The organism is Myxococcales bacterium, from assembly GCA_012517325.1.
Taxonomy (GTDB): Bacteria; Lernaellota; Lernaellaia; order Lernaellales; family Lernaellaceae; genus JAAYVF01.
On the sequence record JAAYVF010000116.1, the window covers coordinates 23,583 to 45,179 of the forward strand.

Annotated in this window: 19 protein-coding genes; 7 read left to right on the forward strand and 12 right to left on the reverse strand. The window is 64.3% G+C overall.

Going from position 1 to position 21,597, the window contains the following annotated elements; all coding sequences use genetic code 11:
* Positions 1-2 precede the first annotated feature (2 nt).
* From GX444_19325 to GX444_19335, 3 genes are all read right to left on the reverse strand, one after another.
* On the reverse strand, positions 3-968 hold the full coding sequence (locus tag GX444_19325) for a transketolase family protein (protein ID NLH50732.1): 966 nt from the start codon (positions 966-968) through the stop codon (positions 3-5).
* 56 nt (positions 969-1,024) lie between these two features.
* On the reverse strand, positions 1,025-1,867 hold the full coding sequence (locus tag GX444_19330) for a transketolase (GenBank protein ID NLH50733.1): 843 nt from the start codon (positions 1,865-1,867) through the stop codon (positions 1,025-1,027).
* 236 nt (positions 1,868-2,103) lie between these two features.
* The gene (locus GX444_19335) at positions 2,104-3,258 is read right to left on the reverse strand and encodes a pyridoxal phosphate-dependent aminotransferase (protein ID NLH50734.1); all 1,155 of its coding nucleotides are present in this window, start codon (positions 3,256-3,258) and stop codon (positions 2,104-2,106) included.
* 138 nt (positions 3,259-3,396) lie between these two features.
* On the opposite strand from GX444_19335, the gene GX444_19340 reads away from it, so the two are divergent.
* The gene (locus tag GX444_19340; GenBank protein NLH50735.1) at positions 3,397-3,753 is read left to right on the forward strand and encodes a zinc ribbon domain-containing protein; all 357 of its coding nucleotides are present in this window, start codon (positions 3,397-3,399) and stop codon (positions 3,751-3,753) included.
* Between the two features lie 66 nt (positions 3,754-3,819).
* Here GX444_19340 and GX444_19345 read toward each other — a convergent pair whose 3' ends face one another.
* The 7 genes from GX444_19345 to GX444_19375 all read right to left on the reverse strand — a co-directional run bounded on the left by GX444_19345 (position 3,820) and on the right by GX444_19375 (position 10,922).
* Positions 3,820-4,734 (reverse strand): 2-dehydropantoate 2-reductase, encoded by a 915-nt coding sequence (locus GX444_19345; GenBank protein ID NLH50736.1) that lies wholly within the window; start codon positions 4,732-4,734, stop codon positions 3,820-3,822.
* 167 nt (positions 4,735-4,901) lie between these two features.
* Positions 4,902-5,594, reverse strand: coding sequence for a hypothetical protein (locus GX444_19350; protein ID NLH50737.1), 693 nt, complete (start codon positions 5,592-5,594; stop codon positions 4,902-4,904).
* A 59-nt stretch (positions 5,595-5,653) separates the two neighbouring features.
* Positions 5,654-6,514, reverse strand: a complete 861-nt coding sequence (locus GX444_19355) for an SDR family NAD(P)-dependent oxidoreductase (protein NLH50738.1) — start codon at positions 6,512-6,514, stop codon at positions 5,654-5,656.
* A 30-nt stretch (positions 6,515-6,544) separates the two neighbouring features.
* Positions 6,545-7,471: an ABC transporter ATP-binding protein gene (locus tag GX444_19360; protein NLH50739.1), complete on the reverse strand. Its 927-nt coding sequence runs from the start codon at positions 7,469-7,471 to the stop codon at positions 6,545-6,547.
* A complete protein-coding gene (locus GX444_19365; GenBank protein NLH50740.1) occupies positions 7,464-7,865 on the reverse strand; it encodes an archease in 402 nt (133 codons plus the stop codon). Before GX444_19365 ends, GX444_19360 begins: the two co-directional genes overlap by 8 nt.
* 2 nt (positions 7,866-7,867) lie before the next feature.
* Positions 7,868-8,920, reverse strand: a complete 1,053-nt coding sequence (locus tag GX444_19370) for a histone deacetylase (GenBank protein NLH50741.1) — start codon at positions 8,918-8,920, stop codon at positions 7,868-7,870.
* Positions 8,921-8,975: 55 nt separating this feature from the next.
* On the reverse strand, positions 8,976-10,922 hold the full coding sequence (locus GX444_19375) for a S9 family peptidase (protein NLH50742.1): 1,947 nt from the start codon (positions 10,920-10,922) through the stop codon (positions 8,976-8,978).
* A gap of 253 nt (positions 10,923-11,175) precedes the next feature.
* Here GX444_19375 and GX444_19380 point away from each other — a divergent pair, with 253 nt between their 5' ends.
* The 5 genes from GX444_19380 to GX444_19400 all read left to right on the forward strand — a co-directional run bounded on the left by GX444_19380 (position 11,176) and on the right by GX444_19400 (position 19,181).
* Positions 11,176-12,810: a hypothetical protein gene (locus GX444_19380; GenBank protein ID NLH50743.1), complete on the forward strand. Its 1,635-nt coding sequence runs from the start codon at positions 11,176-11,178 to the stop codon at positions 12,808-12,810.
* A gap of 68 nt (positions 12,811-12,878) precedes the next feature.
* Complete coding sequence (locus tag GX444_19385; protein NLH50744.1) at positions 12,879-13,757, forward strand: DUF58 domain-containing protein; 879 nt, start codon at positions 12,879-12,881, stop codon at positions 13,755-13,757.
* Entirely contained in the window at positions 13,754-15,613 is a 1,860-nt protein-coding gene (locus GX444_19390; GenBank protein ID NLH50745.1) for a VWA domain-containing protein, read from the forward strand. The genes GX444_19385 and GX444_19390 overlap by 4 nt, the downstream gene beginning before the upstream one ends.
* The gene (locus GX444_19395) at positions 15,597-18,194 is read left to right on the forward strand and encodes a VWA domain-containing protein (GenBank protein NLH50746.1); all 2,598 of its coding nucleotides are present in this window, start codon (positions 15,597-15,599) and stop codon (positions 18,192-18,194) included. The genes GX444_19390 and GX444_19395 overlap by 17 nt, the downstream gene beginning before the upstream one ends.
* A gap of 3 nt (positions 18,195-18,197) precedes the next feature.
* On the forward strand, positions 18,198-19,181 hold the full coding sequence (locus GX444_19400; GenBank protein NLH50747.1) for an AAA domain-containing protein: 984 nt from the start codon (positions 18,198-18,200) through the stop codon (positions 19,179-19,181).
* 67 nt (positions 19,182-19,248) lie between these two features.
* On the opposite strand, the gene GX444_19405 is transcribed toward GX444_19400, so the two are convergent.
* Together GX444_19405 and GX444_19410 are read right to left on the reverse strand one after the other, a co-directional pair.
* Positions 19,249-19,692 carry a DUF3795 domain-containing protein gene (locus GX444_19405; protein ID NLH50748.1) on the reverse strand — a complete coding sequence of 148 codons (444 nt, stop codon included), beginning with the start codon at positions 19,690-19,692 and terminating at the stop codon, positions 19,249-19,251.
* Positions 19,693-19,778: 86 nt separating this feature from the next.
* A complete protein-coding gene (locus GX444_19410; GenBank protein ID NLH50749.1) occupies positions 19,779-20,561 on the reverse strand; it encodes an FHA domain-containing protein in 783 nt (260 codons plus the stop codon).
* 119 nt (positions 20,562-20,680) lie between these two features.
* On the opposite strand from GX444_19410, the gene GX444_19415 reads away from it, so the two are divergent.
* Positions 20,681-21,577 (forward strand): GGDEF domain-containing protein, encoded by an 897-nt coding sequence (locus tag GX444_19415; GenBank protein ID NLH50750.1) that lies wholly within the window; start codon positions 20,681-20,683, stop codon positions 21,575-21,577.
* The last annotated feature ends 20 nt before the right edge of the window (positions 21,578-21,597 follow it).

The following is a 21,597-nucleotide window of genomic DNA, read 5'->3' on the forward strand; positions in this document are numbered from 1 at the left end:
GGCTACACCTCGTCTTCCCAGTTTTCGTCCGCCTCGAAGTCCATTTTCAGGACGGCCTGAATGGCCTCGATGATGCCGTCGGCGTCCATCTTGTAATAGTGCAGCAGATCGTCCGGGTAACCGACGATCGAAAACTCGTCCTGCAGGCCGAGTTTGCGCAGCACGCAGCCCTTGCCGGAGGCGGCGATGACGTCGGCCACCGCGCTGCCGAGGCCGGCGAACACGTTGTGGTCCTCGACGGTGATGACGCGCCGGGTTTCCAGCACCGCTTCCAACACCGCCTGTTCGTCGATCGGCTTGATGGTGTGCATGTCCAGCACCTTCACCGAGATGCCCTGCGCCTTGGCCATTTCCGCCGCTTCCACCGCGCCGGCCACCGTGCGGCCCGTGGCGATGACGGTGACGTCGGTGCCCTCGTGCAATTTAATCGCCTTGCCGATCTCGAAGGGGAAATCGCGCTTCTTGTGCACGGGCGGCTCGAAGCTGCGGCCGATGCGGATGTACACCGGGCCGTCGTAGGCGATCGCCGCTTCCATCGCCTTGGCGGTTTCGAAGGCGTCGGCGGGGGCGATGACGACCATGTGCGGCATGGCGCGCATCACCGAGAAGTCCTCGGTGCAGTGGTGCGTCGTGCCGGCCTGGCCGAACGAGGTGCCGCTGTGGGTGGCGATGATCTTCACGTTGCGCTTCTGGTAGGAGATGTCGGTGCGGACGAATTCCGCGCCGCGCAGCGCGGCAAAGGCGGCGAAGGTGGAGATGACCGGAATCAGGCCGGTGGCGGCCATGCCGGAGGCCATGGCGATCATGTTGATTTCGGCGATGCCGACGTTGAAGAACCGGTCGGGGTGATCCTTGCTGAAGCGGCCGATCTTGGTGGAGCCGGCCAGGTCGGCGGTCAGGGCGACGATTTTTTTGTTTTCGTGGCCGAGCTTGGTCAGGACTTCGCCGTAAATTTCGGCTTGGGTCATATGGTCGGCGTCTTCGACCGTCCAGGTGAGGCCTTTCACGGTTTGTTTTGCCATGGTCATTTCCCCTTATAATTCCGGCGGAGCGATTCGAGGGCCTGTTTCGCTTTCGCCTCGTCCAACCCGGCGTAGTGCCAGCCGGCCTGGTTTTCCATGAAGTCCACGCCCTTACCCTTGACCGTATTGGCGAGGATGAGCACCGGTTTTTCGGTTTCGGCATGGGCGGTTTCGATCGCGTCGCAGATCTGGTCGAAGTCGTGGCCGTCGATCTCGATCACCCGCCAGCCGAAGGCTTCCCATTTGGCCTTCAGCGGTTCGAGGGCCATGATTTTCTCGGTTGGGCCGTCGATGCACAGGCCGTTGCGGTCGACGAAGGCCGTCAGGTTGGTGACCTTGAAGTGCGCGGCCGACATCGCCGCTTCCCACACCGGGCCGGCATCGAGTTCGCCGTCGCCCATCACGACGTAGGTGTGCCACTTCTTGCCCTGCAACCGGGCGCCCATGGCCATGCCGATGCCGATCGACAGGCCGTGGCCCAGCGAACCGGTCGAGGCGTCCACGCCGGCGACCTTCAGGCAGTCCAGGTGCATGCCGAAGGGCGAGCCGGTCTTGTTGAATTTCTTTAGGTCTTTCTTGTCGAAGTAGCCCAGGTCACCCAGGATGACCGCGTGGCCGACGCCGCCGTGGCCTTTGCTGAGAATGAAGCGGTCGCGCTGATCCCATTGCGGTTTCTTGGGATCGATCTTCATCACCCGATAGTAAAGCGCGACCAGAATGTCCGTCTGGCTGAACGCGCCGCCGATGTGGCTGCCGCCGCAGGCCAGCGTGGTGTCGACGATGCCCTCGCGGATCCGCAGGGCGATCTCCTCCAGCTTCTTCCGTTCTGCAGGTTTTAGCGCCATGGTGTGTCCCTCATTCCAAACTTTGAAACAATTTTTGGGGTGTTCGTGGCCCGGCGAAAGGCCAACCTTCAAACGCACGTCAGAAAACGAAAATTTTCGTATTGTCCTTATCAGAATGTGTTTTAGCTCACCGCGGCCGCCGCGCGCCCGGCCGCGTTCGACGCGGCGCGCCAACGGCCGAGTGTGCATTTTTACACAAACCTTGGAACGATTTCAACGCGGGGGTCCGCCCCGGTTCAACCGGCGAAATAGCGCTCCAGCCGCTGCAGTCCCTCGGCCAGGTTTTCGTACGAGTTGGCGTAGCTCAGGCGCAGGTACCCCTCGCCGCCCGGGCCGAAATCGGTGCCCGGCGTCACCGCCACGCCCGCCCGTTCGAGGATGTCGAACGCCAGCTCGTAGCTGTTCAGGCCGCGCTTGGCGCACTGGGCCTTGGCGTTGCCGAAGACGTAGAACGCGCCGGTCGGCGCGACGGTCACGCCCAGGCCGATCTCGCGGCAGCGCGCCAGCAACAGCCGGCGGCGGCGGTCGTAGGCCAGACGCATGGCCTCGATTTCAGCGGCGCAACCTTGCAAGGCGGTGACGGCGGCGGCCTGGACGAAATCGCCGGCGGAGATGAAAAAGTTCTGCTGCATTTTCTGGATCGGCCGCGCCAGTTCGGGCGGCACGATCAGGTAGCCCAGGCGCCAGCCGGTCATCGCGAAGCATTTCGAGAAGCCGTTGACGATCACCGTCCGCTCGCTGAATTCGCGGGCGCTGGCCGCGCGGCCCTCGTAAACCAGGCCGTGGTAGATTTCGTCGCTGACCACCACCGGGCCCAGATCGCAGATGGCCGCCAGGCGCTCGCGGTCCAGCAGGTTGCCGGTCGGGTTGGACGGGCTGTTGACGAGGATCGCCTTGGTGCGGGGGGTGATTTTCGCGGCGATCGCCTCGGGCCGGTACTGAAAGCCGTCTTCCTCGTACACGTCGACGAACACCGGCGTGCCGCCGCCGAAAGCGACGATTTGCGGATAGCAGGCGTAGCCGGGATTGGCGAGGATGACCTCGTCGCCCGGATCGCACAGCGCCTGAAAGGCCAGCAGCAGGGCCGGGCTGGAACCGGTGGTGACGATGATCGCGTCGGGGTCGATGGTGGTGCCGTACTGCTCGGCGTGCCAGCGGGCGATGGCCGCGCGCAGTTCGCGGCGCCCCATGCTGTGCGTGTAGTGGGTGCGGCCGGCGCGCAGCGCCTCGGCGGCCGCGTCGATGACGCAGGCGGGCGAATCGAAATCGGGTTCGCCGACCTCCAGGTGGATGACGTGCCGGCCGGCGGCTTCCATCGCCTGCGCCTTTTCCAACACTTCCATCACCAGAAACGGCGGAATCGAAACGCTTTTTTCGCTGGGCTTGATCATGGTCGCGGTCCTCGGTTGCTGGGGATTTTTGTAGCATTTGCCCGCTGTCTTGGAAAGCGCCCGCCGGGTTTTCCCGGTTGACCGCGGGCCGGCGGCAACCCATTATTTAGCCAAGATCAGCAACCGGGAGCGGACGCGATGCCGATTTACGAATACCGCTGCGAAAAGTGCGGCAAGGTCAGCAGCTTCATGGAGAAAATGTTCGAGCCGCCGCGCCTGTTCGGTCGCCGCAAGAAGTGCGCCCACTGCGGGTCGAAAAAACTGACGAAAATCCCCAGCGGCTTCGGCATCAGCGTCGAACGGACGCGCAACGAAACGCTCAACGAGCTCAAATCGCTGGGCAACGTGCAGTTCGTGCCCCAGACGACGCCCCCCGCCCCCGCCGGCCCGCCCCCGGGCGGCTGCCCCTACGAAAAACAATTCAAGGAAGAGCAAGCCAAGGCCGACGCCGCCGAGCACGAACGCAAGGCGCGCGAACCGATCGTCGTTTCGTGATCTTCCCTACCGATTGAAAGCCCGACCAGCGACACCCGGGGAACCGGCGCCGGCGGCGCCGAGATCTCAGTTGGACTGTTCCAGCGTCTGCACCAGCAGCATCAGGGTGCGGTTGACCGGCGCGTCCAGCCCCAGGCTTTCGGCCAGTTTGACCACCGCCCCGTTGAGGGCTTCGATCTCGGTGCGCCGCTTTTTGAACAGGTCTTGCAGCATGGTGGGCAGGTGATCCGCGGTGTGGGCGAGATACTGCTCCACCTGGGTGACGGGGCTGTTGTAGGTCAGTTTGATGTTCGCCGCTTGCAGGATGCGTGCGGTTTCCTCGACCGCCAGGCGCATCAGTCGCCGGGCCGGATCCAGGTTGAGCACGTTGCCGTGCCGCACCCGCGTCAGCGAGGCGATGGCGCCGACGCCGATCTGCACCAGCACGCGGCTCCAGCGCAACGACCGCAGGTCGTCGGCGACGGTGGTCTTGATGCCGTGCCGCGACAGGAAGGCCGCGGCCGCCGCCGTGCGTTCGGCGGCGAGCGGATCGAACGGGGCGATCGCGGTGTCGCCCCAGGCGGTGTGCAGCAGGTGCCCGGGGGCGAGCAGGGCCGCGCCGAGGTTCGTGGCGCCGCCGGCGACGCGTTCGGCGCCGAAGGTTGCGGCGAGGATTTCCTCGTTGCCGATGCCGTTTTGCAGCGACAGGACGAGGGTGCGCGCGTCGGCGAACGGCGCGGCGGCCTGGGCGGCGTCGGCGGTATCGTGGCATTTGACGAGGATGACGATCAGCTCGGGCGGCGTGCGGGTCGTCGGCCGGTCGCCAATCGGCACCGGCAGGATTTCCGTGCCGCTGATGCCTTCCACGCGCAGCCCGCCGCGGCCGACGGCCTGCACAAGGCGCGGATCCTTGTCGACGAGCATCACCGAGGCGCCGGAGCGATGGAGCAGGTAGGCCACGAGGCCGCCCATCGCGCCCGCGCCGACGATCAAGGTATTCATCTCCCCCCTCGAATCCAACGGCCGGCGAGCGAAGCCGGCCAACACCATCAATCCGCACGCCGCAGCCCTTCCCGCGATCCGGAAAGGGCTACGGGCGGATCCATTCGGTCCGGTAAAAAAAGGACCAGCCCGGGGCCGGTCCTGGCGATCAAACGAATCGCAACCGCTTAGAGCGGCTTGTTTTCGGGAGCTTTTTTCTCTTCGCCCTTTTTCTCGGGAGCCGCGGGAGCCGGAGCCGGCACCGCCACGCCTTCCAGCTTCGCCTTGATCAGCACGAGCTGCTTGGAGAGCACTTCGAGATCGGGCATCACGTCCGGGCCCGCCACGACTTTCATCGAGTTGACCGCGGATTGGAAGCTGTCGACGCTGCGCAGGAACATGACGCGATCGATGCGCTTATCGACCAATTCGCCGTTTTTCACGGCGGTCACGATGGATTCGTTCATCGCGTTGACTTTCAGATCCATCGCTTTTTCGAATTCCTCGAGATTCGGCGTATCGCGACGGGCATTGATGGCCACCAGCGCCAGCGCCAAAACGGCCAGGATCAAAGCCAGGCCCGGGATAAAGCCGATATGTTTCTTTTCGTCCACCTTCGTATCCTCCTTTTTACCAAGTTGCTGATTGTGTCCGGGATCCTTTGTCGCGAACGCCGGCGGAATTCCTTCCGGCGTTTCTTTTCGTTCCTGCAAAGTCCGATGAGTGGCGCAGTAGTCGGAACCAGCGACCGCGTTGGCCGGGCAGGCATTTCCCGTGCTGGTGACCGCACGACACTGCATTCGGATGGGAAACCCCGATTTCAAGAAAACAAAAAGTTTTCTATATGCTTCACCATAACAATCACGCCGAAGGGGTGTCAAGGCAATCCTTGTCCATCCCCGGCGCGGCCCAAGCGAGAAAAAAACAAAATCCTTTGTTTTTACTTCGCTTTTTCCTTGAGCTTGGCGCGCAGCAATTCCAAACCGAACCGTTTCATCAGCATCCGGTCGAGCATCCCTTCGGGCATCAGGCGCTTGAGCAGCGGAAAACGGGTCGAACCCTCGCCCAGGCGGATCAGGCGCGGCGGCACCGGCTGCGTCAGCAGATCGACCAACGTCCGCGAAAATTCGTCGGTCGGCGTGGCGTTTTCCTGCGAGGTCTGGGCGCGTTTGATCAGGAACTCGGCGATCGGATGGTAAAGCGACCCGGGCCCGCCGAACTGGCCGGTCAGCGAGGCGGCGTTGTCGCCGAAGCGCGATTGGATCGCGCCGGGCTGCACCGCGACGACGTCCACGCCCAGCGGCGCCAGTTCCATGCGCAAGGCCTCGGAAAACGACTGCATCGCCGCCTTCGAGGCGCAGTAGGCGCCGGCGAACGGGGTGGTCAGCACGGCCGAGACGCTGGTGACGTTGACGATTCGCCCGAAGCCGTGCTTGACCATGTGCGGCACGACGGCCTGGATCAGGGCCAGCGCGCCGACGACGTTGGTTTCGAACTGCCGGCGGATTTCGGGCAGCGGTAGTTCGATCGTCGGGCCGAACAGGCCGAAGCCGGCGTTGTTGATCAGCATATCGATCCGGCCTGCCGCCGCGAGGACCTCGTCCACGGCGTGTTGGATCGAAGCGGGGTCGGTGACGTCGAGGGCCACGATGTCGAAATTTTCCGCCTTCAACTCGGTCAGCGATTCGGGGCGGCGCGCCGAGGCGAAAACGCGGTGCCGGCGTTGCCGGAAGTCGCGGGCCAGCGAATACCCGATGCCGGAAGAACAACCGGTGATCAATACATTCATTTGTTCGGGCATGGTCATGATCGGTCCCTCCCTCGCCGCGACTCAATCGGCGGCGACGATCCAGTGTCCGGGCTCCACCTCCCGCCAGTCACCGACCGACGGAAACCGGTCAGGAGCCTCCGCTTCCGGCGCGCTCCCGTCCCGCATTAATATCCGACGCACCTCGGGATGCAAAGCGGGGATCGAGGCGATCAGCGATTGCGTATACGGGTGGCGCGGCCGCGCGATGACGGTCTCGGTCGGCCCCATTTCGACCGGCCGGCCGCGATACAGCACCAGCACCCGTTCGGTCAGCGCCCGCACCACGCGCAAATCGTGCGAAATGAACACCAGGGCGACGCGCGTCTCGCGGACCAGATCGGCGAGCAGCCGCAGAATCTGGGTCTGGATGGAGACGTCGAGGCTGGCGACCGGTTCGTCGGCCACCAGCAGGTCGGGCGAGACGATGAGCGCCCGCGCGATGCCGACGCGCTGGCGCTGGCCGCCCGACAGTTCGTGCGGCCGGCGGTTGAGCAGCGAGCGGTCGAGGCCGACCTTTTCCAGCCAGGCCGCGACCAGGGCGCGGCGCGCGGCGTCGTTTTCGCCCAGGCCATGCACCTTGAGCGGCTCGGCGATCGCGGCGCCGATGCGCAGGCGCGGATCCAGCGCGCCGGCGTTGTCCTGAAAGATCATCTGCACCCGGCGCCGCACGCGCCGGCGCGCCTCGCCGGTCACACGGTGCACGTCCGCGCCGTCGAGCAGCACGCGCCCCGCGTCCGGCGTCACCAGGCCGACGATGATCCGGCCCAACGTGGTTTTGCCGGAGCCGGATTCGCCGACCACGCCCAGCTTCTCGCCGGGCCCCAGCGTCAAGCCGACTTCGCGCAGAGCCGCCACCGGCCGCCCGCGCCGGTTCATCAGGCCGCCGGCGGCGTGAAACGTCTTGCTCACGCCTTCCACGACCAGCCATTGCTTTGCAACGTCAGACATCGAAAACGATCCGCACCCGCCAGCCGTCCGCCGCGGCGACGACCGCCAGATTGTGATAAGTCACCGCCTTGATCGCCCCCGCCGGCGCGACCAGCGGCAAAAAGTCGACCTCGCCGGCCAGTTCGCGGTTGGTCGCCGTCGTCAGGCGCACCGCCACCGGCGCTCGTTTTTCCACTTCCGACAGATACAACAGTTCCGCCAGCCACCGGACCAGCAGTTCCTCGCGATCCGGGCCCGAGAGCGCCAGCCGCCGTGCCTTGCCCGGCGCCCGTTCGTCGACCCCGCCAAGTCGGGCGGCCAGCGCCCGCGTGGCTTCGACGACCAGCGCCGGCCAATCCGGCGCGGTGATTTCGAGGCAGAGATCGGCGGTGTGCGGCAGTTCCCGCCACGGCATGGTCATTCGCCCGCGCGCAACGACTTCCAGAACGGCCGTTGGTTTTCGAGCACCTTGCGAATCACCATTTCAGTCATTTCCTCGCGGAGCAGAGGCGGATTCGCCCAGGCCGCCGGGGCGCGGTCATCGAGCAGCACCTGCAGCGTTTTGCGCACGCCGTCGGTCAGGCCGCCGAGGTGGTAGCCGCCCTCCAGCGCGAACAGGAGCCGGCCGTGGGCGCATTGCCGGGCGATCTCGATCAGGCGTTCGGTCAACACGCCGTAGGCTTCGGTGGTGAGTTTCATCGCGCCGAGCGGATCGTTCTCGTAGGTGTCGTAGCCCGCGCTGACGATGACCAGATCGGGCTCGTATTCCAGGGCGATCGGCTTGATGATCCGGTCCATGAAGGCCAGATAATCGCCGCCCCCGAACCCGCCCGACAGCGGAATGTTGACCGTGTAACCCTCGCCCTCGCCGAATCCGACTTCGTTGAAGTTGCCGGTGCCCGGGTAATAGGGGAACTGATGGGTGGAGACGTACAGCACGCGGTGCGAGCGCTCGAAGCAATGCTGCGTGCCGTTGCCGTGGTGCAAATCCCAGTCGTAGATCAGCACCCGGCGCGCCTGGTGTTTCTTGAGCGCGTATTCGGCGGCGATCGCCACGTTGTTGAACAGGCAGAAACCCATCGAATGATTCGCCTCGGCGTGGTGGCCCGGCGGCCGCACCGCCGCAAAGACGTGCTCGACCTCGCCGGCGTACAGGGCGTCGACCGCCGTCAACAGGCCGCCAGCGGCCAGCAGCGAAGCGCGATACGTCTGCGGGCAGGTGCCGGTATCCGGATCGAGCCGCACGTAGCGCCCCTCGGTGCGCGCCACCATATCGACATAATTCCGGTCGTGGACCCAGGTCAGTTCCTCGAGCGAGGCCTCGCGGGGCGCGATCATCGTCAGGCGGTCGGCGAACTCACGGGCGACCATATCGTAAATGGAGATCAGTCGATCGGGGCTTTCCGGATGGTAATCGTCGATCACGTGCTCGAGATAGAGCGGGTGCTGCACGAAACCGGTCTTGGCCATGACGAACGTCCTCCGGACGAGATGCCCGCCAATTATCCGGCATTAACCCGGGTTGTCAATCAATGCCGCCGCTCGCCGGCGGCTGTGGAGCCGGGCGCAAATAACGTTCCAGAAACGCGGCGAGTATCGGATAAGCGGCGAGTTTGTTCGTCATTTTGCGCAGACCGTGGCCCTCGTCGTCATAGATCAGCAGTTCGACCGGGTTGCCGCGCTGCCGGAGCGCCTGGACGATCTGCTCGGCTTCGCCCAGCGGCACGCGCGGATCGTTGCGACCGTGGATGACCAGTAGCGGCGCGCGGATCTGATCGGCGCGATGCAGCGGGCTGAGCCGGCGCAGCAATTCCCGGTCGGCGGCCAGCGAGCCGTATTCGGCCTCGCGCTGCGCCCGCCGCCACGGTCCGGTCTGCTCGAGGAACGTCTCGAAATTGGCGATCCCCACGATGTCCACTCCGGCCGCGAACAAATCCGGATATTCCACCAACCCGGCCAGCACGAGATAGCCGCCGTACGATCCGCCCAGCAGCGCCAGGCGGCCGGCGTCGATCTGCGGCAGGTTCTTTTTGATGAACACCGCCGCGTCGGCCACGTCGCGGACCGCGTCCACACGCTTTTCCTTGTCGTCCAGGTGCAGATACGTCTTGCCGTAACCGCTGCTGCCGCGGATGTTCGGCGCGACGACCGCGTAGCCGCGACTGAGAAAATATTGAAACAGCCAATTGAACCCCGGCCGTTCCTGCGATTCCGGCCCGCCGTGCAAATAGAGAACGGCCGGCGCCTTGTCGGCGGCGGACCGGTTGCCGGGCAGATAAACGAAAGCCGGCACCCCTTTTTCGTCGCGCGTCGGATAAAACGCCAGCTTGGGCGCGATGAACGATTCGGCCGGAATTCCCGCCAGGTCGGAAAAGGTCAGTCGCTTCGTCTCGCCGTCGGCCAGATTCTCGACGTAGACCTCCGCCGGGACCGTGGGGCTGGTGTACACCAGCAACAGGCGGTCGCCCTGCGGTGAAAGATCGAGATCGACCAGGACGCCCTCGGGCAATCGCGGCGGCGGCAGCAATACGTTCCGGCTGATGTCGGTGATCACGATCCGGGAAAATCCCTGGTTATTGAGGGTATAGGCCTGGACGACGCCGTTGCGCGAAAAAACGAGTTGCTCGGCTTCCAGACGGCCGCGATCCTGATAATTGAGCGTCAGGTTTTCCACGTCCATGAACGCCGGTTGCGACCATTCGATGCCGAGGTTCGAAATCAGTTGAAAACCCTTGGCCGACTTCGGGCCGACCGGCCAGACGACCGGTTGATAAGTCGCCCAACCCGAATGCTTGGTCAGTAGCATCGGCGCGGTATCCGGCTTGACCAGATCGACCAGGTACAAATTGTTGTTGAACGACGATTCCCACTCCGCTACCACCAACCGCTCGCCGCTGGGGCTGAATGCCTTGGCTTCGAGATTCGCGTCCCTCTGCAGAACGCGGCGGCTTGTCCGGGTCGCCGGATCCATCACGTAAACGTCGAAGAACGCCGCCTGCCGCTCGTTGGAGGTATAGGCGAATTGCCGGCCGTCGCGCGACCAGGCGCCGAAATGAAAAATGGCCTTTTCGTCGGCGGTCAACGCTTCGGTCTTGCCGGTCAGCGGATCGGTCAGAAAAAGCTGGGTGCGTTCGTCGCCGGCCTTGGCCAGCTCGAACACCAGAACGTGCGGATCGGCCGGCGACGGCGCGAACGCGTCGACGGGATCGTCATACGCGGTGATTTGTATCGGCTCGCCTCCCGAGGTATCCAACCGCCAAAGCTGATAGGTGCCGCTGACGTTAGTCCGATAGACCACCGTTTTGCCGTCGGCCAGCCAACGCGCGCCGACGGCCTGCTTGATCTGTAAATAGGACTCCACCGAATGGAGCGGTTGAGCGGCTGTTTCCGGTTCGGCGAAAACCGCCATTGTCGGCCCCACCGCCGCCAAAAAGAGGATAAAGAAGAATAAAATCCAACACTTTTTACCCATTCGTCAAAAACTCCGTTCCGCTTTACCGTCGTTTCGCCTCAACCTTGCCGAGGAAAAATGGGAAATGCAATCGACTATCTTTTTTTGTTTGATTGCTGAGAACCAATCCTTATAATGATTTTGACGGGTGCCCCTTGCAAAAGGTGGAGAAAAAGAAAAAAATCGCACCCCAGGTCGGCCGAGTGCGTACATTGAAAACCGACACCTTCTTTCCCGCGGAAGGCTTCGGTTGCTGGAAGGCAGAAAAAAGAGAATGAAACCAGTTGGTCTTCATCTGGTGATCTCACGCGTTCGCCGGCGGGTCCTGCTGACACGTTTGATTCACGCCCTCTCCTACGCGATTCCGGCGGCGGTCTTCGCTTCCACGATCGTGGTGTTGTTGCATTCGCTCAACCTGGTGGGTGCGGATACACTGCTGACCGTCGTCTTCTCGCTGGCCGCTGCGGTATTGGCCGGCGGCGCGACCTTCGCCGCGCTCGGGGCCTCGACGCGTCGCCTAGCCTGGGATCTGGACCAGCGCGCGGCCCTGCAGGATCGACTGACCAACGCCTTGTATTTTTCCGGCTTGCCCACGCGCCATCCCTTGATGGATCTGGCGATCGCCGATGCCGAGACCGTTGCTCCGACCTTGCCCCTCGAGACGTTGGTCCCCGTCTGGCAACCCGGCTACAGCCGCCGGTTGGCGACCCTGTTGTTGGCGATTCCGCTGGTGTACGCGGCGGCGGCGATCAATTGGCTCTCGCTGCTGCGCGAACCGGCGAAGTCCGACATCCAAGGCATCGCTCAACCGTTGCCGAGCGAATTGGCCGAGGAAGGGTTCCGCGATCTGCCGGCGGCGGCGCAGTTTCTGCCCGCGCTGACCGGGTTGCGCGGCCTGGTGGGCGATTGGCGGGCGCGCCTGACCGAGCTGCGCGAGAACGCGCGGCAACTGGCCATGCAGGCGCCGGCGGAACCGACGCTTCCCGAAACCATCTATAAAGAAGACATGGCCGAGAAGTCCGAGAAACGGCCGATGGGCGCCGGGGCGGTGCTGGCGGCGGACGGCCTGCCCGCGGTGCGTCCCAACGATCGCCTCAACCCGACCGACCTGCGGGCGCTGGGCGAAGTGGATGCGAACATCGATTCCTCGATGCGCAAGGCCTTCGAGCAACTCGACTCGACCCTGCTGGACAAAGACCCGCGCCTGGCGTCGGTGCAAGCCTACGTCGACAACATGCGCGACAATTCGAACAAGGGAATGGACGCCGCCTCGAACCTGATGATGCAGTCGTTGTTCGGCCAGAACCAGGGCCACGAAGGCGACCCGATGGGCTCGTTCCGCAACAAGACCCAGGGCGCCCAGCAGCAATCATTCAGCGAATTTCTGCAGGAATATTCCAAGCACCTGGGCCGCATGGTGGATGCCAAGCAGGATGTCAACGACAAGCGCGCCGCCAACCAAAAGAGCAACCCGACGCCGCAAAATCCGGTGCTGGTTTCCGATCAAGGGCAGCCGCTGCCGCCCAACGGCGAGATGCGGATGGTCAAAATGGATCCCAACCAGGTCCAAGGGGTCAAGTTGAACACCGAGATCGGCCAGCAGATCAATCCGAACAATGGCCCGTCGAAGGCCGGGCGCGGCGGCGGCACCTACCGCGGCGCGATCAAGATGAAACACGAGGACGTCACGGGAACCGGGCGCCAGGAAACCCTGCAGGGCCAGGTCGGCGAGGGCCGCTCCTCGGTGCAGATCCTGGAAGACCTCGAAGGAGCCGACAAAGCCTCCTACGACAAGATCATGGCGACCTACCAATCGGAGGCCAAGGAGTTGCTGCAGGATCCGACGATTCCCATGTCGATTCGCGCTTACGTACAACGCTATCTCAGTTCCATCAGTAGCGGTCAATAACCGCGGATCGCCGCCCGTTGCAATGAGTTGCCCGGGTTGTCGCCGATCCGTCCGTTAGGGAGAGTTGCTTGGGCCGTTTGTTTGACGACGAGTTTTTGAAAAAGCTCGATTACCTGTACCTGCTCTCGAAAAAGCTGTTCGCGGGCAAGGATACGGCGCAAACGCGCTCGAAAAAAACCGGTTGGGGCATGGAATTCGCCGATTACCGCGATTACAACGCCGGCGACGACCCGCGCTACCTCGACTGGAACCTCTACGCCCGCATCGGCCACCTGGTGACCAAGCTGTTCCACGAGGAAGAAAACCTTAACGTCTATTTTCTGCTCGACGCCAGCCGCTCGATGGATTACGGGCACCCGAGCAAATTCGATTACGGCCGCAAGGTCGTCGCCGCCCTGGCCTACATCGCGCTGGCGAACCTCGACATGGTGTCGATCCAACCCTTCGGCGCCGAGTTGCTGCCCGAAATGTCGCTGGTGCGCGGCAAGGGCCAGATCCTGAAAATCTTCGAGTACCTCGAAAACCTCGAGCCGGCCCCGCAGACCGACATGGAAAAGGCGTTCCGCGCCTTCGCCAACCGCACGAAGAACAAGGGCCTGCTGGTGGCGGTGTCCGATTTCTGGGACGAAGCGGGCTACGAACGCGCCCTGAAGATCGCCTTCGCCGGCGGCTTCGACCTGTCGGCCATCTGCCTCCACCACGAATACGAAGCCGATCCGAAGTGGCGCGGCACGATGACCCTCAACGACAGCGAAACCAATCGCCGGCTGCAGGTCACCATCAGCCCCCGCACCCTGAAGAAATACCGGGTCGAATACGAAGCCTATCTGGAAAAACTGAAAACGGTCTGCAACGCCCTGCGTTGCCATTACCTGTACGCGCGCACCTCGATCCCGTTCGAGGACATGATCCTGCGCGTCTTTCGCGAGGGGCAATTCATCAAATGATCGCCCACGGCATCGGCTGGATCACTTTCGCCATCCTTTACGGCTCGCTGGCCGCCGCGGTGATCGTGGTCTTTCTGCTGCGCCTGACGCGCCGCGGCCGGGCGGTCAGCTCGACGCTCATCTGGCAGAAGGTCATGGGCACCACCCGCTCGTTCTGGCAGGAACTGGCCAGCCTGCTCGTGCAACTGCTCCTCTTCCTGCTGATCTGCCTGGCGCTGGTCGATCCGCGGCCGCCCGCCGCCGAAATCAACCGCCGCTGGATCGCCCTGGTCTTCGACACCTCCGAAAGCATGGCCGCCGTCGACGGCGACGCCTCGCGGCTGCGGCAGGCCGGCCGTCACGCCTGGCAGACCATCGAAACCCTGGCGCCCGTCGACCGCGTGATGATCGTCGCCGCCGGGTCCACCGTCGAGGCGCTGACGCCCTTCACCTCCGACCGCGAGGAAATCAAAAAAGCGCTCGGCGCCCTGTCGGCCGGCGGCGGCGCGCCCCGGATGGACGACGCGCTCGCCTACGTCGCGGCCGCTTTTTCCTACGCCGGCGTCGGCGAAAAAGACATCAAGCAGCTGATCGTGATCACCGACCGGCCCGATCGCGTCACGCCGCCGCAGTGGCCCGACACCGCAACGACCGTCGTCGGCGCCGGGTCGCCGGCGCCCAACGTCGCCATCACCTCTTTCGCCGTGCGGCAGACCGCGAACCTGTCGGATTCCTACGACGCGCTGGTGGAAGTGATGAATTACGCCGACGCGCCGGCGAAAACCGAATTGGCGGTCTACACGCCGACCCAGACGCTGGGCGTGCAGACCCTGCAACTGGCGCCGGGCGGCCGCTACTCGCAGGTCGTCGGCCTGCCGGTCGGCGCGGCGGGCAAGCTGACGGCGCTGCTGCGCAAGACGGAGTTCGCCGACGGCGGCAAGGACGCGCTGCCCAGCGACGACGCCGCGTTCGCCTTTTTGCCGGCGACGCCCAAAGCGCGCGTGCTGCTCGTCGGCGGCCAGAACCTGTTTTTGCGCAACGCGCTGGGGCTGGACCAGACGATCGACCTGACGACGATCCCGAACGGCGATTACCATCCGGGCCTGACGGCCCGCTTCGACGTGGTCGTCTTCGATAAATTCGCCCCGGCCCAGCCGCCGGCCGGCAGCGCGATCTACTTCGCGCCGCCGCCGGGCGGCCCCTTCGTGGTCAAGGCCAACAAGAAAAATCCGGCGACGACCGGCTGGGCGGACGGCAACCCGCTGTTGCAGCACGTCACGATGAGCGAACTGCACATCGAGGAAGCCCGCGTGCTGCAGCCGCAGGACAAGGACATCGTCCTGATGGGCCACTACGACGGCGCCCTGATGCTGCTGCGCGAAAACGGCGGGCGCTACCTGCTGGGTGTTGCCTTCGACCTGGTAAAGAGCGATTTTCCGATCCAGCCGGCGTTTCCGATCTTCCTGCACAACGCCGTGCAGCTCTTCAGCCGCAAACCGGAAGGCGAAATCCGCACCGGCAACCGGCTGGGCGAAAAGGTCGAACTGGCCGTGACCCCCGGCCGGCAGCAGGTGATCGTGCAGGACCCGCTCGACCAGAAAATCTCCGTTCCGGTGCGGAGCGGGCGCGCCCTGTTCCGCCCGACCGTCCCGGGCTTCTACACCTACGCCGACGCCGACGCCCTGCGCGTCCTGGCCGTCAGCCTGACCGATCCGGAGGAATCCGACCTTCACCCGACGCCGGGGGCGGCGCTGCCGACCTTCCCGCGGTCGCTGGAAGGCGAAACGCGCGAAATTTTCTGGCCGTGGCTGGTGCTGGCGGCCTTGGTATTAATCGTTCTGGACTTGGTGTTGTTCTATCATGGGCGACTGGCTTAATTACCTGCGCGGGCTCTCGCTGGGAGTCTCGACCGGAACGACGATCCTGCTGGTCCTCGGCCTGGCGGGCGCGATCGCCTCGCTGGCGTTCTTTTCGCGCCGTAGCCGGCTGATGCTGCAACAATGGCTGCGGATTCTGCTGGTGGCCTCGACCGGCGTGTCGCTGCTGCTGGGCGTCCTGGCTTACGCCCAACTGTCGCACACCAAAAAGGAAAAACAACTGGCGGTCATGTTCCTGGCCGACGGTTCGGCGTCGATTCCCGACGGCGAATGGGACCGGGCGCGCGACTGGATCCGCCAGGCCGAACAATCGGGGGGCGACACCTGGACGCGCCGCCTGATCTTCGCCGGCGATCCCCGCTTGTTGTCGCCCGAGCAGGCGAAAAACGACGACGCCTTCCGGCGGCCGGATGACCCGTACGGCACCAACATCGCCCGCGCCTTGCAGCACTCGTTCGATCTGTTCCCCGAAAATTGCACGCGTCGCGCGATCCTGTTGACCGACGGCAACCAGACCGAGGGCGATCTGCTCACCGCCGCGACCCAGGCGGCCGCCCACGGCATCGAACTGGACGCCGTCGTCCTCGACACCCGCACCGACCGCGACCTGTACGTCGAATCGATCTCCGTCCCCGCGGCGGCCCGGCCGGGCGAGCGCGTCAAGGTCGGCGTCGCCGTCGTCACCAACTACGCCACCGCCGCCAAGCTGACGATCATTCTCGGCGGCAAGACGATCCTCAACCAGACCGTCAACGTCGAACCGGGGCGCAACAATTTCAGCGCCGAGGCCGCGGTCGGCGAACAAGCCGCCGCCACCGCGAGCGCCCGCCTCGACGCGCCCGACGACCTGCATCCCGAAAACAACGCCATGTCGGCGTCGCTGCGCATCGCCGCCCGCCCCAAGGTGGCCTTTTTCTCCTCGCGCCTCGACGCCGATCTGCCGCTCGTCGAGGCCCTCGACGGCTCGCGCATCCAGGTGCAGCCCGCCTCGTCCGAACAACTGCCGTCGCAGCCGGGCGCGCTGTACCCCTACGACGTGGTCGTCCTGGCCGATCCGAATTACCAGACGATGACGGCGGCGCAGCAGGGCGCGCTGTTGCAATACGTCAAGGAAGGCGGGGGCGGCGTGCTGGTCATCGGCGGCGAAAACACCGGCGAGCTGGGCAAGAAAGACAACCGGGCGCCGATCAAAAAGATGATGCCGGTCGAATTCAAGGAAAAGAAAAAGACCGAGCCCAATCCGGTGACCCTGGTGCTGGTCATCGACAAGTCGGCGTCGATGGCCCGGCAGCGCAAGTTCTCGATGGCCGTGCAGGCGGCCAACGAAACGATCAACGAACTCGACGAACGCAGCCGCATCGGCGTCATCCTCTTCGACGATTATCCGCGCTGGGCCATTCCGTTGCAGAAGGTCGGCAAGGAAGACAACAAGAAGAAGATGGAAGAGGAGCTCAAGACCTACGGCGTGGACGGCGGCACCTCGATCTATCCGGCGATCAGCGAGGCCTACAAACTGCTCAAGGACGACACCGCCAAGGTCAAGCACATCATTCTGCTCTCCGACGGCATCTCGCTGACCACCTTCCAGCAGTGGGGCCACCTCGTCGAATGGATGGGCAGCAAGAAGATCACCATCTCCTCGGTGGCGCTGGGTTCGGAATCGGACCAGGAGCACCTGAAGAAGATCGCTTCGGTCGGCAAGGGCCGCTACTACTACACCGAGGACTTCTCGCAGATCCCCCGCATTTTCCTGGAGGAAGCCAAGCAGATCACCAAAACCGGCACGGTCGAAAAGAAGTTCAAACCGGCCGTGCTGAAAAAAGGCGACCTGCTCGAAGGCATCGACGCCGCGGCGTTGCCCGAATTGACCGGCTACAATCCGGCCGCGACCAAGCCCACCAGCGAGGTCTACCTCACCGCCGATCGCGAGGAACCGCTGCTCGCCCGCTGGCGCTACGGCCTGGGTCGCGTCACCGCGCTGGCCACCGACACGGGCGGCAAATGGGCGGCCGACTGGCGGACCTGGCCCGGCTACGGCAATCTGATGGCCCGTCTGGTGCGCGGCACCCTGGCCGACATGGCCCTGCGCAACTACCGCATCGAGGCCGTCACCGCCGACCGGCAAGCCGCCACCCGGATCGACGTCACCGATCAGTTCGGCAATTTCGTCAACGACCTCGACCTCGCGCTGAAGATCACCGGCCCCGACGGGACGCCGCAAGAGGCGACGCTCAAGCAGACTCAGCCGGGCGGCTACGAAGGCCGGTTCCCGGTGCCTGAATACGGCGCGTATTCGCTCCTGGTCGAGCCGCGCGGCGGCGGCCTGCAGCGCAGCCAGGGCGTCGGCCAGGTGAATCTGGCGCCGCCGCCCGAATTCGTCGCGGTGCAACCCGACCGCGCTCTCCTGACCCGGGCCGTCGCCATCGGCGGCGGCAAGCTCAATCCGGCGCCGGCCGAGGTGTTCGCCGCGCCCGAGGTCGAATACCCGCGCCGCGAACCCCTGTGGCAGTATATGCTTTACGCCGCGTTGGCCAGCATGTTGCTCTCGCTGCTGATCCGCCGCGGCCTGTTTGGAGGATAAACCATGAGCGATTATCAAGCCCGCGTCGCCGAATTTTCCGCCTTGCTGCGCGAAGTGCGCAACCAGATCGGCCAGGTCATCGTCGGCCAGCAGACCGTCGTGACCGAACTCCTCAAAACCATCTTCGCCAACGGCCACGCGTTGATCGAAGGCGTCCCGGGCTTGGGCAAAACCCTGCTCGTCTCGACCCTCGGCCAGGTGTTCCGCCTCGGCAGCCGCCGCATCCAGTTCACGCCCGATCTGATGCCGGCCGACATCCTGGGCACCAACCTGATCGTCGAGGACGCGGCCGGCCGCAAGCGATTCGAATTCCAGAAAGGCCCGGTCTTCACGCAGATCGTCCTCGCCGACGAAATCAACCGCGCCACGCCCAAAACTCAGTCGGCCCTTCTGCAGGCGATGCAGGAACGGTCGGTCACCGTCGCCGGCGTCACCTACGAGCTGGACAAGCCGTTCTTCGTGCTCGCTACGCAAAACCCGATCGAAATGGAAGGCACCTATCCGCTGCCCGAGGCGCAGGTCGACCGCTTCCTGACCAAGATCCTCATCCAGTACCCGAACCAGCAGGAACTGATGGCGATCCTCGACCGCACCACCGGCGCCGCGCCCCTCGAGGTGAAGACCGTCATGGACAGCGCGAAGATCCTCGCCGCCCAGAAGCTCGCCGCCGAGGTGCCCGTGCCCGACCACGTGCGCGACGCCGTCACCCGCCTGGTGCTGGCCACCCATCCCGAAAGCGACCTGGCCTCCGACATGGTGAAAAAGTACGTGCGTTACGGCGCCAGCCCGCGCGGCGGCCAGGCCATGTTGATGACGGCGAAGGTCACCTCCCTGATGGACAACCGCTACTCGGTGAGCCTCGACGACGTCAAATCGGTGTTGCACATCTGCATGCGCCACCGCCTGCTGCTGTCGTTCGAAGGCGAGGCGGAAGGCGTCAAGACCGACGACATTCTCGCCGATCTCGAAAAGCGGCTGCTGAAGTAGCCCGTCCGATTAAAGCGAAACGGCCGACGGATCGCCGCCGGCCGTTTTTATTTAATTCACCGGTTCTTTATTTGGTCTTCGGCAACTGTGGGCCCGCGCCGAGCATCAGCTTGCCCTGAAAATAGCGGCTCATGATCATCGGGTACTGCTCGGCCCACAGTTCCAGGCCGTCGCGACGGATCGACAGCAGGTTGAAGATTTTCGTGTTGTGCGGCAGGAAATTCGCCAGGTCGGCCGTCGGCGCAAATCGCGGGCAGGGAAACGAGGCGCACTCGCCGCAGAGAAACAAGCTTTTCTCCTTGGCGCAATAATAAGTCTCGCAGACCTTGCCTTGCAGCGGCGTCGGCGAACCGGCGGCCGGTCGGCAACCGGGACATTTGGCGCGATCGGGCGTGGTCTTCATCTGCTCGGCGAGCGATTGGGCCAGGGCTTCGTTCACGTTGGCCAAGTACAACGGACACTTCCCACAATACAATCCGCAGGGCGCCACCAGGTTCTCTTGCACCGGCATTGCTTCAATTCCTTTCCGCTGGCATTGAGTGACATTTCCACTGTAGCACTTTGACCGGGGGCAAGAAACCGACTCGCGGAATTTTTTTACTCGCGGGGGAGACTGAATCGCAAGCGCGTGTCGCCGACCAGAATGGTATCGAGGTTCGGCGTCAACCGATGCCGCTGCACCTTCTGATTGTTGACGAACAGGCCGTTGCGGCTGCCGAGGTCCTCGATCACGTAGCCCTCGGCCGTGTGCCGGATGACGGCGTGATGGCCGGAAACGAGTTTGTCGACCAGGGCCAGGTGGTTGTCGGGAGCGCGGCCGATGGTGAACGCGGCCTGCCGCATCAGGAACCGGCGGGCGCCGGCGCTTTCGCCGAAAACCTCGATGAACGGAAACCGCGCCAGCCGCTGCCGGCGGCCGGGCTCGAGGGCGACCTCCTCCGGGCGCAGCAGGCGGGTTTCGTCCAGTTCAGCGGGGCGCGGCCGGTCCGGTTCGTCGTCCGCGCCGCGCGGCCGGCGGCGCGCTTGCATGGCGTTGACCATCGTCGCGCTGTCGTCGACGGGCGGCGCGAACCATTCGAACGTCAGGGCGATGACGCCGACGATCAACTCGTCGCCGGCCGCCGCCGCCTCGTCGGCGGTTCCCAACGGGTGATGGTTGAGAAAGGTCGCGTTCTCCGAGCCGAGGTCGCGCACGGAAATCCGGCCGTCCGCCACCGTGACCAGCGCGTGCTCGCGCGAGCACTCGGGATCGTCGAATTGAATCTCGCAATGCGGCGCGCGGCCGATCCGGTTGGGCCCCTCGCGCAGGGGCAGTTCGATCCGGCGGCCTTGGTCGTCGGCGGCCACCAGGCGGGCCGTCAGGCGTTTACTTTCGCTCATGCGGATATTGTCGGGCGGGATTCGCCGCCCGGTCAAGCGAAAAGAAGGCGACGGTTTGCAGCCGGCCCGAGTCCTGGCATACAATTTATCCACCTTCCGAGGATGCAGTGGGGGCCGCCATGGAAGATCGTTTTTACAAGAACGTGCTCGATCATCTGCACGACGGCATCTATTTCGTCGACCGCGAGCGCCGCATCACCTATTGGAACCAGGGCGCCGAACGGCTGACGGGTTATTCCGCCGCCGAAATGGTCGGCCGTTATTGCCACGACAACCTGCTCAACCACGTCGACGACAAGGCGCAGCCGCTTTGCCTCGACCGGTGCCCGCTGGCCCACACCATGGAAGACGGCGAGCCGCGCGAGGCCGAAGTCTACCTGCATCACAAGCAAGGGCACCGCCTGCCCGTCGAGGTGCGCACGACGCCTCTGCACGACGAGCAGGGCCAGGTGCTCGGAGGCATCGAAATCTTTTCGGACAACTCGGCCAAGATGGCCATTGTGCAGGAGCGGCGGCAGTTGGAAAAACTGGCGATGCTCGATCCGCTGACCGAGGTCGGCAACCGCCATTACGCCGAAATTCAGATCAACAACATCATCCAGGAAAACACCCGCTATAGCTGGCCCTTCGGCCTGCTGTTCATCGACATCGACCACTTCAAGCAGGTCAACGACCGCTTCGGGCATGCCATCGGCGACATGGTGCTGCGCATGACGGCGCGGACGATGACCAACAGCCTGCGCACCTTCGACCAGGTCTGCCGCTGGGGCGGCGAGGAATTCGTCGCCATCGTCAAGAACGTGGACCGCGAGCAGCTGTCGATCGTGGCCGAGAAGGTGCGGTTCTTCGTCGAAAGCTCCTACCTGACGATCAAGGACGAATCGCTCAACGTCACCGTCTCCATCGGCGGCGCGATCATCCGCGCCGACGACACCATGCCGCTGCTGATCGAACGCGCCGACCGCCTGATGTACCGCGCCAAATCCGGCGGCCGCAACGCCGTTGCGTTGGAATAAGTCTCCGGATCACGATTCAC